Source organism: Acinetobacter sp. ANC 4558 (genome assembly GCF_002135375.1).
In the GTDB taxonomy this organism is placed as follows: Bacteria; Pseudomonadota; Gammaproteobacteria; order Pseudomonadales; family Moraxellaceae; genus Acinetobacter.
The window spans coordinates 138454-154252 of the sequence record NZ_NEGH01000006.1 but is presented as its reverse complement, the minus strand read 5'-3'; the positions used below and the strand labels follow the sequence as shown (position 1 = coordinate 154252).

Below are 15799 nucleotides of genomic sequence, written 5' to 3'. Positions count from 1 at the left end.
TTATCCTTTTATCACAAATGCATAGTAGTTACCGCCTTCATTTGCACCTACCAGAAGTACATTATTGATGACAGTTGTCAGTGGAGAACGAACAAAATTAATTCGATCATCACAAAAATTTTCTGTATATGGAATTGCAGGTACAGCCTGTTTTTTAATACAGTCGACAATGACTGTTAAATTCATGAGTGCTGCACATGATTCTATAAAACCAAAATAAGCGTTATAGTTAACAACAGGTACTTGTGGATGATCCTGCTGAAAAACCTGATGAATTGCACCTATTTCAACTTGTACGCTTTCATCATCTCCACTGGTCGTTCCACACACGAGATCAATATCTTTTGCTGAAATATCTGCATCACTAAGCGCGCGTTGTATTGCCAATGCCATTGCTTTCGCTTTTTCCTGAATTTGCCCAGCACTAAAATAACTATTATTATTTGACTTACCGTAGCCAACAATTTCTGCCTGTACTTCTACATTTCGTTTCTGAGCAGCTTCTAGATCTTCAAGCAACAACATACATGCGCCTTCGCCAGGAATAAAACCTTTCGCATCATGACCATAGATTTGATATTCACTAGCCTCTGAACTCATTTGAATTTTTTGAGTCACAGCATCCATATAAAGTGACATTGATGGAAAATATTCATCTGCACCACCCACCAAAACCTGAGGTTGTAATTGTTGACGAACAATTTCATAGCCATAAGCTAAAGCACCTAAGGCTGCATTCTGACCAGTCGCAAGTGTTGTGGTATAGCCTTTAATACCTTCAGAAATTCCACAGAACGTTGCAATTGAGTTCATCAATGATCCAGGAAACTCAGAAGTACGCACCTTACGTGGATCAGGTTTTAAACTTTGCAGATACTTGTAGGTTGTTTCTTGTGGTCCACGTGACATTCCCATCACAAGACCTAACTCATGTCCATCACGTTTAATTTTTCGCTGCGCATGATTTAAAGTTTCAGATAATGCAATCAATGCAAACGTTCCACCTCGCGTGGCTTTTCGAGCATCATAGCGTCGCAAGTGCTTTCTGGGTTCCAAGTTTTGGATTTGAAACGTTTTAAAATTTGATTCATGCTCAGGTAATATACTTATTTTGCAGGCACTCTTTTGCCCTAATAAATCCTCAAATTGCCCTGTAGTATGAAGAATATCCAACAACTCTTCGGCTTCTGCTAAAGTATCTTCATAAAACTGAACGGTGCCCAGCTCTGGTATTTTTTTATTGTTCCAAATATGATCTAAAATTTCATTAATTGTGTGACCAATCGTTGAAACAGCACCCAAACCAGTAATCGCAACTCGTTTTGCTTGATAAGTACTTACTGGTATTGTTCCAGGTTGAGTACTCACAATAATGCAACAGTTATTACCACCAAAGGCATAATTATTTTTCATGAAAATATTAACTTCTTTTTCACGAAACTCATTCGGTACATAATCTAAATCGCAATTTGGACGTGGAACAGTAAAATTTAAAGTAGGCAATAAATGCTTCTGCGGTAACGTCACTAAACAACTAATTAATTCTACAATTCCTGCAGCGCCAATATTATGTCCATAAAAAGATTTCGTTGAACTCATAGGCAAATTTTCAGCATTTGGAAATACTTTTTTCATTGCTGTTGTTTCTATACGATCATTTGCTTCGGTGCCAGTGCCATGAACATTCACATAATCAATTTGCTCTGGCAATAGTCCAGCATTTTGCAGAGCCTTATTCATCACTTGAACAGCACCACTTGCTCGTGGATCTGGACCAGTTTCATGATAAGCATCACAAGAAGTCGCATAAGATAAGATTTCGCCATAAATCGTTGCCCCTCGTGCTACTGCATGTTCATATTCTTCTAAAACAATAGCACCTGCCCCTTCTCCAATAGACATGCCAGATTGTCCAGAAAATGGGGTACAAGACTCTTCATGCATAACATTCAATGCATAAAAGCCTGCAAATGTGGGTAAATAAATAGGTTCTGTGCCCACTGCCAGCATCATTTTATTTTTACCATTTTGAATAAAATCATAGGCAATCCCAATGGCATTTGGACTTGCAGTACACGCTGTTGCAACTAATTCAGTCCCACCTTTTAAGCCTAATAACGTTGAAACGCTAGAACAGCATGAAGAAAAACCACCAGAATATATGGCTTTTTTTAATGAAAAGTCTTGAATTCGTTGTTCAAATAGCGGTAAAAATGCTTCCGTACCAGCAGATGAAACCCCAATAATCAAACCTGTATTGTCTAAGGATACTTGGTCATGCACAATTCCTGCTTGAGTTAAGGCATCCTTACTCACCTTATAAGCCCAAAGTGCTGCATTATCTTGTGATTCGAGAATATCTTGAGGAATATCAGAACAATCTATTTCATGTAATACTTCTGCTGCACGTGCATTTTCAAACCATTTTGAAAATCTAACACTGTCAGTTACACCACATTTTTTATCAAGTAATGCTTGTTTAAAGTCATCAATATTATCTGCAAGAGATGACAAAATACCCATCCCCGTAATTACAACTCTTTTTCTATTCGTCTTCATTTTTAATCCGATTTATTTTTAATACGTATGCAATACAAATTCACTTAAATGTTATTACATTAACTTTATTATAAAAAATTATAGTGCACTCTTTGGCTTAGCCACATCAACATAACTATGTTCAGTCGGGTTAACCAACATACTAAAATTATAAAGAAATGGTAAATTATGCGTTTTTGCTGCAACATCACCATGACTTGTTTGAATATCAAAACCTTCAATATCCGACCATGCATAATCTTTATCGATTAATGCCAGTGCAATAAAAGATTGGTTAGCTGGAGAATAAGCGCCCTTCACAATGATCCCAACTTCTTCACCATTAATGAGAACTTTGTCATTTGCTGTAATTCCATGACATTCAGCCAATGGTTTTATGCCTAATAGTTTTCTATCCACACCAGCATTTGAAATTTCATCAACAGCAGATTTTCCCATGAAATCTTCTTTGTCATAGCCAATTGCCCACTGCATTTGTACAACGACTGGATTTCGGGTGTAATCGTGATAAATCGAAGCATCCCAACATGGATTCTCAATTCGTAAGATATTTTGATAATCTAAACCAGCAACTTTTAGTTGGTATCTTTCACCCTTTTGAAGCAATTTTTCCCATAATTCAGCTAATTCTTGCTTTTCACCAACCATTAAATAAGCAAACTCACCATGTTTACCACAACGAAATGTAAGCAATCCATCATCTGTATTCATGTACTCATGATACGGTAGTCCAATAATGTCAAATCCATAAATCTCAGATAACAACTCCCAAGAATACGGTCCTTCTAATAAAATTGCTCCCCAATTTTCAGTATCCATCGAATTGATTTCAGGTATTTCTTGAATGTCTAGATTTTCACTTTGCTCTGCAAGAATCAGATTTAAACGCTCGATTAAATCCGTCGTAGAAAGACTTTCAGATAGAATATAGTAACCATCTTCTGAACATAAAATGTATGCATCGCCAAAAATCGTTCCATCTTCATTTAATATAAGGGTATACATCCCTTGTTCATCACGAATAATCGAAATATCCGCAGATGATAAATAATTGATCAAAGACCATGCATCCTCCCCCATCACACTCAGTATTGACATGTGTGAATGATCAACCAATATCGCATTTTCTCGAACAGCTTTATAAACTGCTTCTGCATCATGATATAAAGCAGGAAGTTCTTTCCCATTAAAAACACCCATTTTCGCATTATTTTTCATGTGAATATTATTAAGAATGCCCATTTAAATAGCCTTATCGTTTTGAATTTTAGATTGAAATTAAAGTTAAGATTTTTTTTGTTTTTTAATTACAAATGAAGCTAGATTATTAATGCTTCTCATATATGAAGGATCATCACCTTCATCTACTTTAATGCCAAAAACTTTGTCTAAAAGCACCATAATTTCAGTTGCATCAACTGAATCTAATTTAAGACCATTACCAAATAATGCAGTATCATCATCAATTTGAGCTTCATTTTTTTGAATATGTAAACGTTGAATAATCTCAGTTTTAATTGTAAATAAAACATTTTTACGTTCATTAATATGTTCTTGCATCGTACTCATTATTTTCTCTCCGTACTAAACTTGTTTTGCTTCGCGAAAGTTAATTATTACGCCTTGACTAATTAATTTTTTACCTACATATGCAGATACTGCGTAATGTTTGAAACCATTATTATCTGAAAAAGAAAGCTTACTCAGGACCTCAATCGTATCTCCAGGCCGAGCAATTTCCTTAAATTTTAAATTTTGTGCAGCCAGTACCCCTCGTACTTGTGAACGGCGAGTGCGGATAATGTTGCGCATATTTTCTGTATTAATTATTTCGTAAATATCACGTAATGATCTCATTTCATGTTGATATTTTTCCTGATAAATATCACAAATATCGGTTAAAAAAGATAAATACTCACTTGCTTGACCAAATATTTCAGAAATCAATACACCTGGCATAATGGGGTCTTCAGGAAAATGTCCAATCATATAAGGTTCGTTATAAGTCACATGTTTAATAATTTTGATGTAACCATTTTCACCATACTTATAATCTTCTATCCTATCGACCATAACGAGAGGTTGACGCCATCCTCCCATTTCTAAAAAGATATTTGAAGGAATTGCATACTTAGACATAACTTACCTCATCACCATACCACCATCGATCACGATGGTTTGACCAACGATATAACTCGATGCAGTAGAGCTTAGGTAGGCAATCGTATTTGCGACTTCTTCACACTTACCTAATCGCCTTAAAGGAATTGCTGAGATGGTATCTCGAACTACTGTACGAGATACTTTTTTAACCATTTTTGATTCAATCATTCCTGGTGCAACAGCATTCACACGAACACCACGCGGCGCTAATTCAGCTGCCAAAGTACGAGTAAAAGCAAGTAATGCGCCTTTAGAAGCGCTATAATTCGCTTGACCTACGCTTGCAACTAGTGCTGCAATGGATGCAACATTAATAATAGTGGCGCTTTCTGAGGCCCTTAATAGCAAAAGTACTTCTTTAATTAAAGTAAAAGTTCCAAATAAATTTGTATTTATTACTGTATTAAAATCTTCAAAACTCATTGAAGCAAAAAGACTATCTCGAACAACACCTGCATTATTGACTAAAATATCAAGCTGTTTAATCTGTTGATTTAAATCTTCACATAACTGAGTTACGGCATCTTTATTTGCTAAATCACACTGTATAATGTGTAATTTATCTCCTTGCGGATGCGTATCTTTCAGTTGTATTAAATCTGCAGAATTTGAATTATAAAGTGCGTAAACATGAGCATTTTGCTTTAAAAATTCAGCACAAATACTCAAGCCAATATCACCACTGGCACCTGTAACCAAAACATTTCGATCAATAAGATCATTGTATTTATACATAACTACACTTCATATTATTTCTATTAAACAATCGCTGTGATTGCAATGGCATGTGTTCGACAATGCGAAATACTCAAGGAAATTTTCGAAACACCTTTTTCCTCTAAAATTTCTTTTAATCGACCATGCAGTAAAAAAGAGGGAGCCCCATATTCATCATGTATTACTTCAACATCATGAAACAAAATCCCATTACGGAATCCCAATCCAATCGCTTTAACGATAGATTCTTTTGCAGCCCAAAAACCTGATGCGCGTTCATAGTTGATGTCATTGAGACCAATTTTTAAAATTTCTGTATCCGTATATATTCTTTCAAGAAATGGTTTCCCAGAACGTATAATTGCACGTTGAATACGTTCAACTTCAACAATATCTGTACCAATAAACATATTTTTTACTCCAATAGATATCGTTATAGTTGATAAAAAATATTAAAATTAACGTTATATTTATCTGGACTTAACGCTTGTGGGTAATTCAGCGGTTTTGAAACCGAAATACCATAACCGAATGATTTAAAGTAACCTTTAAATCCAGTTGTCATCCCCAATAAATGCTTATGACGAAGATTGATACTTTTATCTTTAAAAACAACTCCATAATCCGCCCCAAAGAACCACTCTAGATTTTTGAATCCAGTCATGACGCTAATAGTATTTTGAGCATATGCTCCCTTATCACCATCTAAACCAGCCGCTGTACTTTCAAAGCCACGAACACTCCAACGATCTCCAATCGTAAATCGATCTTGTACCGTTAAAGAATGGGGAGAAAATTGCGCACCTAACTTTAAGTTGTAATACGCACTCACAGGTAAGTTATTTAATAACTTCGTATAATCCACATCAAAATTAAATACATTACTTAACTTGCTGACATCACCAGTCTTCATATCTGGTGTTTCCTTAGCACCAAACCAAGGTATAAATCTCTGATAAGTCAAGGTTGTATCTAACAATGCACCTGTTATGTTTTTCTTTAAATTGAGACCAAAACGTAAATTTGTCATATCACGTTTTTGTAATACCAATTCTATATCTTCTAATCTATTGCTTACCTTGCGATGGAATAACTCGCTACTTAAGGTTATTTTTTTGTCTGTATCTCGATAAACTGTTCGAGATGCTTTCAGACTGGAATATTCAGTATCCCCAAAGTAATTAAAAGCAAATGGACCAATATTTAGGCTCTGTCTCGACTGACTTTTACTATAAAACAAATCAAAATCCCAATACCCAAATGGTACTGAGTAATACGCACTCACGCTTTTATAACGACCTGTTTCATGTTCGGCATTTGTCGTGCCAGAGAGAGAGAAAATGTCATTCATTTTCGTCAAGTTATAAAGATATGCTGCCCCTCCTATTAAATTTTGGCCAGTTCCTTCATCTCCCCAGTTATTTGCCCATGCCCGTATATTCCAGTTTTTTTTACGCCCTGTATCAATCACAACATGGCTAAAACCATTTTTATTGCCTGGCTCAATATCGATCTTGACGTTTAAACTTGGTACCTTTTGTAAAGTTTCAACGCCTTGCTCAAGGTCACGAACATTTAAAATCTGATCAGACTTAAAAGGTAGAATCCAATTTTTAACATCATTATTTTTAATAATAATGTCTTCAATTCTGCCAGGAACAACAACTAATACGAGTTTTTTAGATGATAAATCCTGATCAGGAACTTCTACTCGTGTCGTGATATAACCAGATTTAATAAAGTAATCTTGTAACGTACTCGCAAGTTTCCAAATACCATTCGGACCTAAACAACGTCCAGTAACATCTGCTTTTATTTTCTTAATATTTGTATCATTTAAAAAATCATTGTCTAAAACTAATTCATCAACTTCTATACAACTCTCTTCAATCGGAAATTCAATATTATTAATGGTAAAAGCTTCAACTTTTGAATAAACATCTTTCTTACTCACTTGAGTTTCAAGACGTAAACTTTTATCAAGTTCTTGCTGTGCCTTCGTTAATCTATTTAAATCAACATCTGCGATAACCTGTTCTGCAATCCCTAAAGAACAAAGAATAAGTAAAGGCTGTATTGTATTTTTCATAAGTTTTTGCCTGAAAAAGGCAGCAGCATTGCTGCTCCCTTTTAAACTTTATTAATTACAATCCAACCACGATACCGCTACCAGTAACAGTATTGCCATGTAGTTCTAAACCTTGACGACCACCTAATACTGAATTTCGTCCATTGTTTTGAATACGAGATGCATTAATATCAGCAGTCCCTTCACTAAATAAATTACCTGTATTCGTAATTCGATCAGTAGCATTCACAGTGATTTTTGTATCGCCAACCATATTTCTAGAATTATTCACACGATTTGCAGTAACACTTAATTCTTTTTCTGAATGAATAGCATTACGATTAGTTAATGTGCCTTGAACATTCACATTGAGGTTTTCCTTACTCGAAATCCAACCATTATTCGTAAAGTTGTTCGCAACGTTTAATGTTAATGCTCCATCAGTTGCAATAATACCAGTTGCATTATTATCAATAATGTTGCCAGAGCTATTTAATGATAAAGTTCCAGTATCAATTATGAGATCTCCTTTTGAATAAACTGTTGAATAGTCACTCGAAATGGAAGCTGCTTTTATACTAGATGCACCATTACCTGCAGTTAATAAACTACGATCATTCAATAATGCTCCTATTATATTTAAGTTTAATGCACCATTTTCTGCCACAATACGACTATTATAATTATTTAATGATTTTGAATTAATTTCTATACCATTACGCGCAACCATACCGCCTTGCTGATTCGTCATACCCAGAAAAATACCGTAGTGATGACCAAAATTGGAACCATTAGCATTCGTAACTGTATTACCAGCATTCACAGCTAAATTATTTGTTGCGGCAATAAATCCAGTATCATTATTAATATTGTTAACAGCATTTAAATTAATATCTTCACCAAGAATTACTCCTGCTGTATTCGAAATATTATTCGCTTGAATATTAACATTACCTTCATCAGCAGAAATAATAGCAAGGCTATTGGTTAAATTACCAGTCAGATTAACATTGACACCTGTTTTACCATTAATACCTGATTGACTATTGGTTAATGTCGCAGCCAGTATAGAGGTAATTCCTTCAGATATAATTCTACTTTTATAATTATTTACATGATTTGATGCTGAAATATCAATATTTCCAGCTGAAGCAATTTGACCAACTGTATTTTCTAAGTTAGCTGCAACTAACTGAACACCTCCAGCCCCAGCAATAATTCCTAATGCATCTTTACTAGCTGTGTCAGCAGAACGCGTATTATTATTTATTAATCGACTACCTGCAGCGGCAATTCGAACATGACCAAGACCACTACGAATTAAACCAGAAGTATTATCAACTGTGCCTGCACTTGATATATCAATGTCACCATTTGACTCAATTGAACCATTACGGTTATCAACACTGCTCGATTGCGTACCTACATAAAAACCTTGGATTTGCCCATTTCGATTATTTAATTTACCTGTTTCTAAAGCAACAATACCAGCTTCAATTCCGACATTCTTACCTTTTCCAGTATTCATCAATTCAGCATTATTGGTATTAATTGCGACCATTTGGGCAGCTGCAATTTTACCATTGGTATTATCAAGTCGACCACTACTTATTAAAACATTGGTATCAGACATAATATTGCCTGCACGTGTATTAGTAATCGCACCATTACGTGTATCGATAGAAACAGCATTATTACTTACTATTTTACCGGTTGTATTATCTAATGTACCATTTGTTTTTAAATCAATAGCACCACTCGCCATTATTCGTGCATTACTATTGATAAGACGGCCATTTGTATCAATTTGAATACCACCTTGTCCGCCAACGAGTGTCCCTGCGTTACGTACACCCACTCCGCTTTCAGTACTAATTAAATTAATTTTATTTGCATACATTCCACCAAGTCTTGCAACATCAATACCATAAGTACGTCTTGCTCCTTGAGCCCCTACGCTACCTTTCACTTGATTTTCAGCATCAATAAGATTCGTTCCAGCAATTAGAGTTAACTCATTATCTGCAACACGTAGATCACCGCTTACCACAATTGCACGTGATAAAATGGCAGTTGGTGAATCATTTGTTAAACCGTTTACTGTAATTGTTCCACCATTTACCGAAAACCCATTTAAGGTATCATTCTCTAAATTAGGTGTACCTGTGGTCATAGTGACTTTTTCACTATTAATAAAACCACATCCATTACAAGTTATTCCATTTGGGTTTGCAATAATAAGGTGCGCTTTATCTCCTGCAACTTCCATCATTCCATTTAATGTACTACTATTTCTAGAAGTTACCTCATTAAGAATAATGCTTGCAGTTCCAGATGCTAAATTACTGTTTCCAGCAATCTGCCCACCTAAGACTGTATTTGCACCATTTTGACTATTATTAAAAATTAAACCTTCTTTACCAACATTTAATTTGTCATAAACATTATGGGAGATACCGTTGCCATTGGCTTGATTAATATCAATTATTGGAACACCATTTGCTGAAGTAATACGACCATTCACCATCCCAATATCTGCAGCACTTGCTACTGCTGGTAATGCTAATAAAATCGATACTGCTAATGGATTTAATTTCATAAAGTTTTGTTTATCTTTCATTATTACCTACTTTTATAGTTAGAAATGCCATTCACGGCCAAGATAGTGATCAATAGTTTGATATTATCTCTCTACATCAACACTATTTTTAAATGCAATGTTTGGAGCAAAACCGAAGCTCTTTCACATTACTATTTAAAACAAAAACAAACACTGCTACGGCGACATAGAAATATTTGTTGCATTAACTTCATTAATTCTTGTATTCAAATGATTTAAGTTTAATAACATTCAGTAGATAATGACTTTTTACACCAAATACAAAGCACAGTTAGTACCTAATACATTAAAAAAACTAATTATTTGAGTGAATTGATTTAGCTCAATAGCAAAATATGCCAACTTGGTCACAGTATATTATTTTTTAATCTAATTTTCACGCTTTTTTTTTATTTTTTTTATTGTTAATTTATTCTTAAATATTAATTATATAATACTAATTAAAATAATCGAAATTATAAAAAAGGGAGTTCAGAATAATTATTTATTTTTATATAAATCTATAAGCTATCTAAAAAATAACGATACAAATTATTGATAACGTTTATTAAAAGTGTTTTTTATATATTTTAAGACAATTATTTGATTTTAATTTATCTATTTTATTAATAATTTTAATATGTAATAAAAATAAATAAATGATAACTTAGCTCAAATAAAACTGATTAGATAACTCATAAATAAAATAGAACTTGATTAAAATATAATGTAATTTCATCCTAAGATCTTTTAATACTAGATGTAGCATACTACATAATTAATTGAATAAAAATATTATTAATTTAGATATGAATATACAACATCTTACCTAATTTATAGACAACCCCTCCTTATATTTAAAAATATTTTATAAATATTCAAAAAGATAATTTGAATCTATATACTCATTTTTTATTGTATAATACTGGCAACTCAAAAGAGTTGCCAAATCTAAATAATACTTTATCTAATTCAAGGTATAAAATTAATAATAAAAATATTTTATTTCAATAATATAATGTTCAAATTATATTATGATAACTTAAAATAATCATATTCTCTTTAATCGCGTGTTCTAACATCGAATAATTCAATTTCAAAAATCAAATTTGAATTCGCTGGAATAATATTACCCATTTTACGATTACCATATGCTAAATGAGCAGGAACAATAAGCTTTCTTTTCCCACCAACTTTCATTCCTATAATTCCTTGATCCCAACCTTTAATAACACGACCAGTTCCAATTACACATTCAAAATAACTACCACGGTCAACTGAAGAATCAAACTTAGTTCCATCTTCTAACCAACCTGTATAATGTGTAGTAATTAAAGCACCCTTAACTGCTTCATTACCTTCACCAACTTTCAAGTCAACAATTTCTAATTCGCTAGTCATAATCTTCACTCTTTTATCTATATTAAAATTACTGTAATTGTATCCACTCAATACTCGCTTGAGCATGATCTCCAATCAATGTCCACTCCCCATCCATGACGTTCAATTGCAGCTTCATGGTACGTTCACACAATGTTTGTATTGCAAGTGTTGTCTCAGTCGAAAGTTGCCATACCTGAACATTTTTTAAAGTTTTTAATTTACTATTCCTTTTGTACCATTCATTCACAGATGAACCATACGTAATCACAGCTACTTGTTTACAACGAGCAGCGGCTTTTTTAACTTTATCTTCATCAGGGCACCCGACTTCAATCCATTTAACAAATTGACCCGTTAAATCTTTTTCCCAGAGAGCAGGTTCATCTGTCTCAAATAAATCTTTAGTAAACTCTAAAGCTTCATCTGCATATTTAGCATAAGCTAAAAGGCGAACCATTAATCGTTCTAGTGTCTCCGATGGATGTAATGCCATCGTTAACTGATAATCACCATATTGATGAAGATCCATATTGGCAATATTCAAATCTGCCTTATAAATTGTCGCTTTTAACGCCATAAATCTTTCCTCAATTTTGGCGCATAGCATACCTGATTTCTATTTGTCATTTCTTCACATATTCATTTAAATATAAGTGCTCTTATTGTTGGTATGAAAGTAATAAGGCTTCAAATTGACTCCAATCTCTTTCTTCTTGATAAATAATTTCAATCCGATTATCAATACTTTCTTCGGTACTCTGATAATTAAATTGTTCGGGATTAAAATTAAAAGATTTCCATCCTTGAGTCGTATTAAATACCGCTTTAATTCTCAACCAATCTTGCTGTTCACAAAGTAAATCCAATACATCATCAAAACTAAAAATCCATTGTTTAGAGAATTTCCAGCCAGCCACACTATATCCTTGTGTAGTTTCTATATAATGATATGGGAGCTGTTTAATTTCAGGCATTTCCTGATTTGCCACTAATGTTTTTTGAATCTTTAATAAGGGTTGAATTTGACGCCTTATACCTCGATATGGTGCTTCAATTTCATCTAAATTCAGATTTCCATGTGTTGAAGTCACCCACTTTTGCCCATATGCATAGTATTCCTGTTTTAAATGATTTAGAGCTTGCTCATCAGACTGAGTCATTAAGTCTTGGTGTGATATAGCTACAATTTGTGCAGATTTCAATTGATCTTTATATAAGTTTTGTTGTGCCCATGCAGAATCATGCAATTTTGAACCATCAATAACAGTTACAGGACTTCTGATCTCTAAATAAGGTTGCCAATGTAACTCAGTTAATTGCTCAATAATCTGCGCAGGATGTCCAAGTCCTGTAGGCTCTATAAATAAACGATGAGGTTTAACGTCACTCAGTAATCGAGATAACGTTAACTGCATACTCAATTGGCTACTACAACATAAACAGCCACCAAGTAATTCTTTGATGGCATAACCTTCTTCATTGATCAGTAAAAGCTGATCAACTCCAATTTGTCCAAATTCATTAATCACCACTGCCCAAAGTTCATTTTCAGGTTTTTGGCTCAATAATGATTTTAAAAGTGTAGTCTTTCCTGCACCTAAAAAACCAGAAATAATATGTGTAGGGATGCGTTGACTCGGAGAAATTTTCACAGAAAATCTTAATATGTGGAATATTTTTCTATGCTATCAATTTTTTGTATAGTTTCAATGTAATTTATCCGTAAATGATAATTTCAAATCTGAGAAGCTTTTTTAAATATATTTCATTAAAATTTCATATATTTTGATACAACTAATGTTGAAATATTATTCAAATTTCACAAAAAAAATACACTTTTAATAGGTGCTGTACGGGCTATGTAACCCGACTGTTTTGCTTTGTTATATTGTTTGCGCTGACCTTTTAAAACTTCTAGCATTACAACATTCATATTTAAGTGATGATAAATATGAATAATCTTTTAATTTAATATGGATGCTACTATGAAACTTACACAAATTTTACTTGCATCAGCTATGGTCGTTACAACTGCGACAACATTTGCTGCTGTAGAAGTACAAGACCAAACGACCGCTGCACCAACTGTAATTGAGAATGAACAAACAACTGCTGCCGCAGATTCTGCAACTGCTGAAAGCGCTTCAACATCTGAAGTTGCTGTAGAAGCATCTGCAACAACTGAGACTCCAGCTCAGTAATTGTTTAGATACATATTGTTCAAATTTATCCCTCATAAAGCGACTGAATTACTCAAAGTAATTCAGTCTAAAGTTTTCTAAAGTTATTCATCGATCTACAAACATCAATCATGAATGACATGATTATTTTAAAAAAAGTAAAAATAAGATTTTAATCGATTATCTTTTTAAATATACAATATACCAATTATATGAGATATAAATCACAATAATATTGTTTATTTGAAATATTTAATTACATTTACTTATTTCATATTTAGGAAAAATATCATTTTTAATTGGTAAATTGTAAAAAACATGTATCTATAAATGTTCAATTCATGCACAAAACCTTTTCTTTTTTATTATACTTTCTTATCTTTTTATCGCTTATCTTACATAAAAAACACATAACTATATTTTATGTATATCGTCCGTTATTCATACTGTTTCTCTTTGTGAGTCCTCTTGCTCTCTTACCCAGCTCCTTTTAGCATTAGCAAGTCCATATTGAGGTGATGATCAATATGAACTTTTATTTTATAAATATTAGGATGCAAAATGAAACTAAAACATATTTTATTGACGGCAATTTTAGCAACTGCAGCAACGATCACTGTAGCTGCACCTGAAACACACCCAACTACACCTGCAGCACCAACCGTTGCAATCCCAACAAATGAGCAAGAAGCTGAGGCTGCAACTGTAAAAGGTGCAACATCTGAAGTTGCTGTTGAAGAAGAACTTAAGGACAAAAATACTGCTCAATAATTAACTTCATCGATATTAATCCTCCACCCCCAGACATGTCCTTCTCGTTACAAAAGTTGAATTACAAAAGTAATTCAACTTAAAAATGGATATCACATCATTATATTAAATATATACATATCTCTGTATTATCAATTAAATCTGATCTGAAGTACTTTATTAACTTAATATTTATGTTTTTGCTTAAAAGTAGGCACAACCATTTTTTTATAGGTAAATAAAGTGAATATGACAATGGCTGCGCAAAAAATATAAGTACTTTGAAAGCCAAACCAAGCAATACAAAGCCCCATAATAATAGACCCGACAGCAAGTCCTAAATCAAATAATGTAAAAAATGTTGAAACAGCATGTCCCATTCTTTCTCGTGAAACAGATTGAATTGCGATAGTCTGCAAACATGGAAAAAGTGAACCATAACCAATTCCAATAAAAACTGCTGACGCCCACATGACCCATTGATTGGTTAAAAAGCTAACAATAATTAAACCCACAGCAAAAAATATAAATGAAGGATAAATAACAGAACTTGGACCTTTTCGATCATACATACGACCAACGAAGGGACGAACAACAATCATAGAACAGGCGAAAACAGTAAAAAAAATACTGACATAGGCAAGTAAATGTTTAAACTCACTATATGCTGTAATAAAACTCAAAATACTTGAATATGAGAATGCTGTTAACATGGCGACTAAACCAACTGCAATCACTTTTGTTTCAACGATATCCTGTATATTTATTTTTTTGCGTATCTGTTTCTCTATAAGCTTTGGTTCAGATTCATCGACCTGAATACACAAGCAAAAAATAAATCCAAGACCCGCTAAAATAGACAAAATAATGAATAAGACTGTAAAACTTGTATATTGAATGACGAGCAAAGCCATTAAAGGACCAAATACTAATCCTAAATTTGTCGACATCACATAGTAGCCCATTCCTTCGCCTTTGCGATTCTCTGGGATAAAATCATTTGCTACAGGTACATTTACTGTAGTTAAAATACTGAACCAAATTCCATGCAAAAAACGCACAAAAAGCAGCGACCACATACTGTCGATCCACAAATAACTTAATGCAAAGAATACAAAGAAAAAATCAGATCCTCGAAAACTCAATTTCTTACCAATTTTTTGAATAATCAGTCCAGAAAATGGTCGAATAGCAATAGATGAAACCAAAAATAATGTCAGTGCTAAACCAGCTTGTTCTACGCTCCCTCCCAAATCTTTCATGATATAAATGGGTAAAACAGCCAATAAAGCAAAATAGTATGTAAATAAAAATAGATTATTAAAAATACATAAAATGAATGATCTATTCCATAATCGTTCTTCAGCTAACGTAGACATA

The 15799-nt window shown here is 33.4% G+C and carries 14 protein-coding genes; 2 read left to right on the top strand and 12 right to left on the bottom strand.

The features are described from left to right. The 11 genes from B9T31_RS09215 to B9T31_RS09165 form a co-directional block, all read right to left on the bottom strand. Positions 1-2559 carry a beta-ketoacyl-[acyl-carrier-protein] synthase family protein gene (locus B9T31_RS09215; RefSeq protein WP_086181663.1) on the bottom strand — a complete coding sequence of 853 codons (2559 nt, stop codon included), beginning with the start codon at positions 2557-2559 and terminating at the stop codon, positions 1-3. Positions 2560-2637: 78 nt separating this feature from the next. Further along, a complete protein-coding gene (locus tag B9T31_RS09210) occupies positions 2638-3801 on the bottom strand; it encodes an aminomethyltransferase family protein (protein ID WP_086181662.1) in 1164 nt (387 codons plus the stop codon). Positions 3802-3843: 42 nt separating this feature from the next. Beyond that, positions 3844-4128 (bottom strand): acyl carrier protein, encoded by a 285-nt coding sequence (locus B9T31_RS09205; protein WP_139840905.1) that lies wholly within the window; start codon positions 4126-4128, stop codon positions 3844-3846. 15 nt (positions 4129-4143) lie between these two features. Continuing rightward, positions 4144-4698, bottom strand: a complete 555-nt coding sequence (locus tag B9T31_RS09200; RefSeq protein ID WP_086181661.1) for a 3-hydroxyacyl-ACP dehydratase FabZ family protein — start codon at positions 4696-4698, stop codon at positions 4144-4146. Between the two features lie 3 nt (positions 4699-4701). Beyond that, entirely contained in the window at positions 4702-5457 is a 756-nt protein-coding gene (locus B9T31_RS09195; RefSeq protein ID WP_086181660.1) for an SDR family oxidoreductase, read from the bottom strand. 23 nt (positions 5458-5480) lie between these two features. Continuing rightward, positions 5481-5849 carry a holo-ACP synthase gene (gene acpS, locus B9T31_RS09190; protein ID WP_086181659.1) on the bottom strand — a complete coding sequence of 123 codons (369 nt, stop codon included), beginning with the start codon at positions 5847-5849 and terminating at the stop codon, positions 5481-5483. A gap of 23 nt (positions 5850-5872) precedes the next feature. Beyond that, positions 5873-7528 (bottom strand): ShlB/FhaC/HecB family hemolysin secretion/activation protein, encoded by a 1656-nt coding sequence (locus tag B9T31_RS09185; protein WP_086181658.1) that lies wholly within the window; start codon positions 7526-7528, stop codon positions 5873-5875. A 55-nt stretch (positions 7529-7583) separates the two neighbouring features. Next, positions 7584-10127, bottom strand: a complete 2544-nt coding sequence (locus B9T31_RS09180) for a filamentous hemagglutinin N-terminal domain-containing protein (protein WP_086181657.1) — start codon at positions 10125-10127, stop codon at positions 7584-7586. A gap of 1041 nt (positions 10128-11168) precedes the next feature. After that, positions 11169-11507 (bottom strand): FKBP-type peptidyl-prolyl cis-trans isomerase, encoded by a 339-nt coding sequence (locus tag B9T31_RS09175; protein WP_086181656.1) that lies wholly within the window; start codon positions 11505-11507, stop codon positions 11169-11171. A 28-nt stretch (positions 11508-11535) separates the two neighbouring features. Next, entirely contained in the window at positions 11536-12066 is a 531-nt protein-coding gene (locus tag B9T31_RS09170; RefSeq protein WP_086181655.1) for a YaeQ family protein, read from the bottom strand. Positions 12067-12148: 82 nt separating this feature from the next. Further along, positions 12149-13141 carry a CobW family GTP-binding protein gene (locus B9T31_RS09165; protein WP_086181654.1) on the bottom strand — a complete coding sequence of 331 codons (993 nt, stop codon included), beginning with the start codon at positions 13139-13141 and terminating at the stop codon, positions 12149-12151. A gap of 333 nt (positions 13142-13474) precedes the next feature. On the opposite strand from B9T31_RS09165, the gene B9T31_RS09160 reads away from it, so the two are divergent. Further along, positions 13475-13690 (top strand): hypothetical protein, encoded by a 216-nt coding sequence (locus B9T31_RS09160; protein WP_086181653.1) that lies wholly within the window; start codon positions 13475-13477, stop codon positions 13688-13690. A gap of 540 nt (positions 13691-14230) precedes the next feature. Then, positions 14231-14440: a hypothetical protein gene (locus B9T31_RS09155; RefSeq protein WP_086181652.1), complete on the top strand. Its 210-nt coding sequence runs from the start codon at positions 14231-14233 to the stop codon at positions 14438-14440. 164 nt (positions 14441-14604) lie between these two features. Here B9T31_RS09155 and B9T31_RS09150 read toward each other — a convergent pair whose 3' ends face one another. After that, complete coding sequence (locus tag B9T31_RS09150) at positions 14605-15798, bottom strand: MFS transporter (protein WP_086181651.1); 1194 nt, start codon at positions 15796-15798, stop codon at positions 14605-14607. Between the last annotated feature and the right edge of the window lies 1 nt (position 15799).

What these genes read in the sequence shown, in the direction of transcription:
- B9T31_RS09155 (WP_086181652.1), top strand. Translation starts at nt 14,231, where the DNA reads ATGAAACTAAAACATATTTTATTGACGGCAATTTTAGCAACTGCAGCA.
- B9T31_RS09195 (WP_086181660.1), bottom strand. Translation starts at nt 5,457, where the DNA reads ATGTATAAATACAATGATCTTATTGATCGAAATGTTTTGGTTACAGGT.
- B9T31_RS09180 (WP_086181657.1), bottom strand. Translation starts at nt 10,127, where the DNA reads ATGAAAGATAAACAAAACTTTATGAAATTAAATCCATTAGCAGTATCG.
- B9T31_RS09175 (WP_086181656.1), bottom strand. Translation starts at nt 11,507, where the DNA reads ATGACTAGCGAATTAGAAATTGTTGACTTGAAAGTTGGTGAAGGTAAT.
- B9T31_RS09215 (WP_086181663.1), bottom strand. Translation starts at nt 2,559, where the DNA reads ATGAAGACGAATAGAAAAAGAGTTGTAATTACGGGGATGGGTATTTTG.
- B9T31_RS09185 (WP_086181658.1), bottom strand. Translation starts at nt 7,528, where the DNA reads ATGAAAAATACAATACAGCCTTTACTTATTCTTTGTTCTTTAGGGATT.
- B9T31_RS09205 (WP_139840905.1), bottom strand. Translation starts at nt 4,128, where the DNA reads ATGAGTACGATGCAAGAACATATTAATGAACGTAAAAATGTTTTATTT.
- B9T31_RS09200 (WP_086181661.1), bottom strand. Translation starts at nt 4,698, where the DNA reads ATGTCTAAGTATGCAATTCCTTCAAATATCTTTTTAGAAATGGGAGGA.
- B9T31_RS09210 (WP_086181662.1), bottom strand. Translation starts at nt 3,801, where the DNA reads ATGGGCATTCTTAATAATATTCACATGAAAAATAATGCGAAAATGGGT.
- B9T31_RS09160 (WP_086181653.1), top strand. Translation starts at nt 13,475, where the DNA reads ATGAAACTTACACAAATTTTACTTGCATCAGCTATGGTCGTTACAACT.
- acpS (WP_086181659.1), bottom strand. Translation starts at nt 5,849, where the DNA reads ATGTTTATTGGTACAGATATTGTTGAAGTTGAACGTATTCAACGTGCA.
- B9T31_RS09170 (WP_086181655.1), bottom strand. Translation starts at nt 12,066, where the DNA reads ATGGCGTTAAAAGCGACAATTTATAAGGCAGATTTGAATATTGCCAAT.
- B9T31_RS09150 (WP_086181651.1), bottom strand. Translation starts at nt 15,798, where the DNA reads ATGTCTACGTTAGCTGAAGAACGATTATGGAATAGATCATTCATTTTA.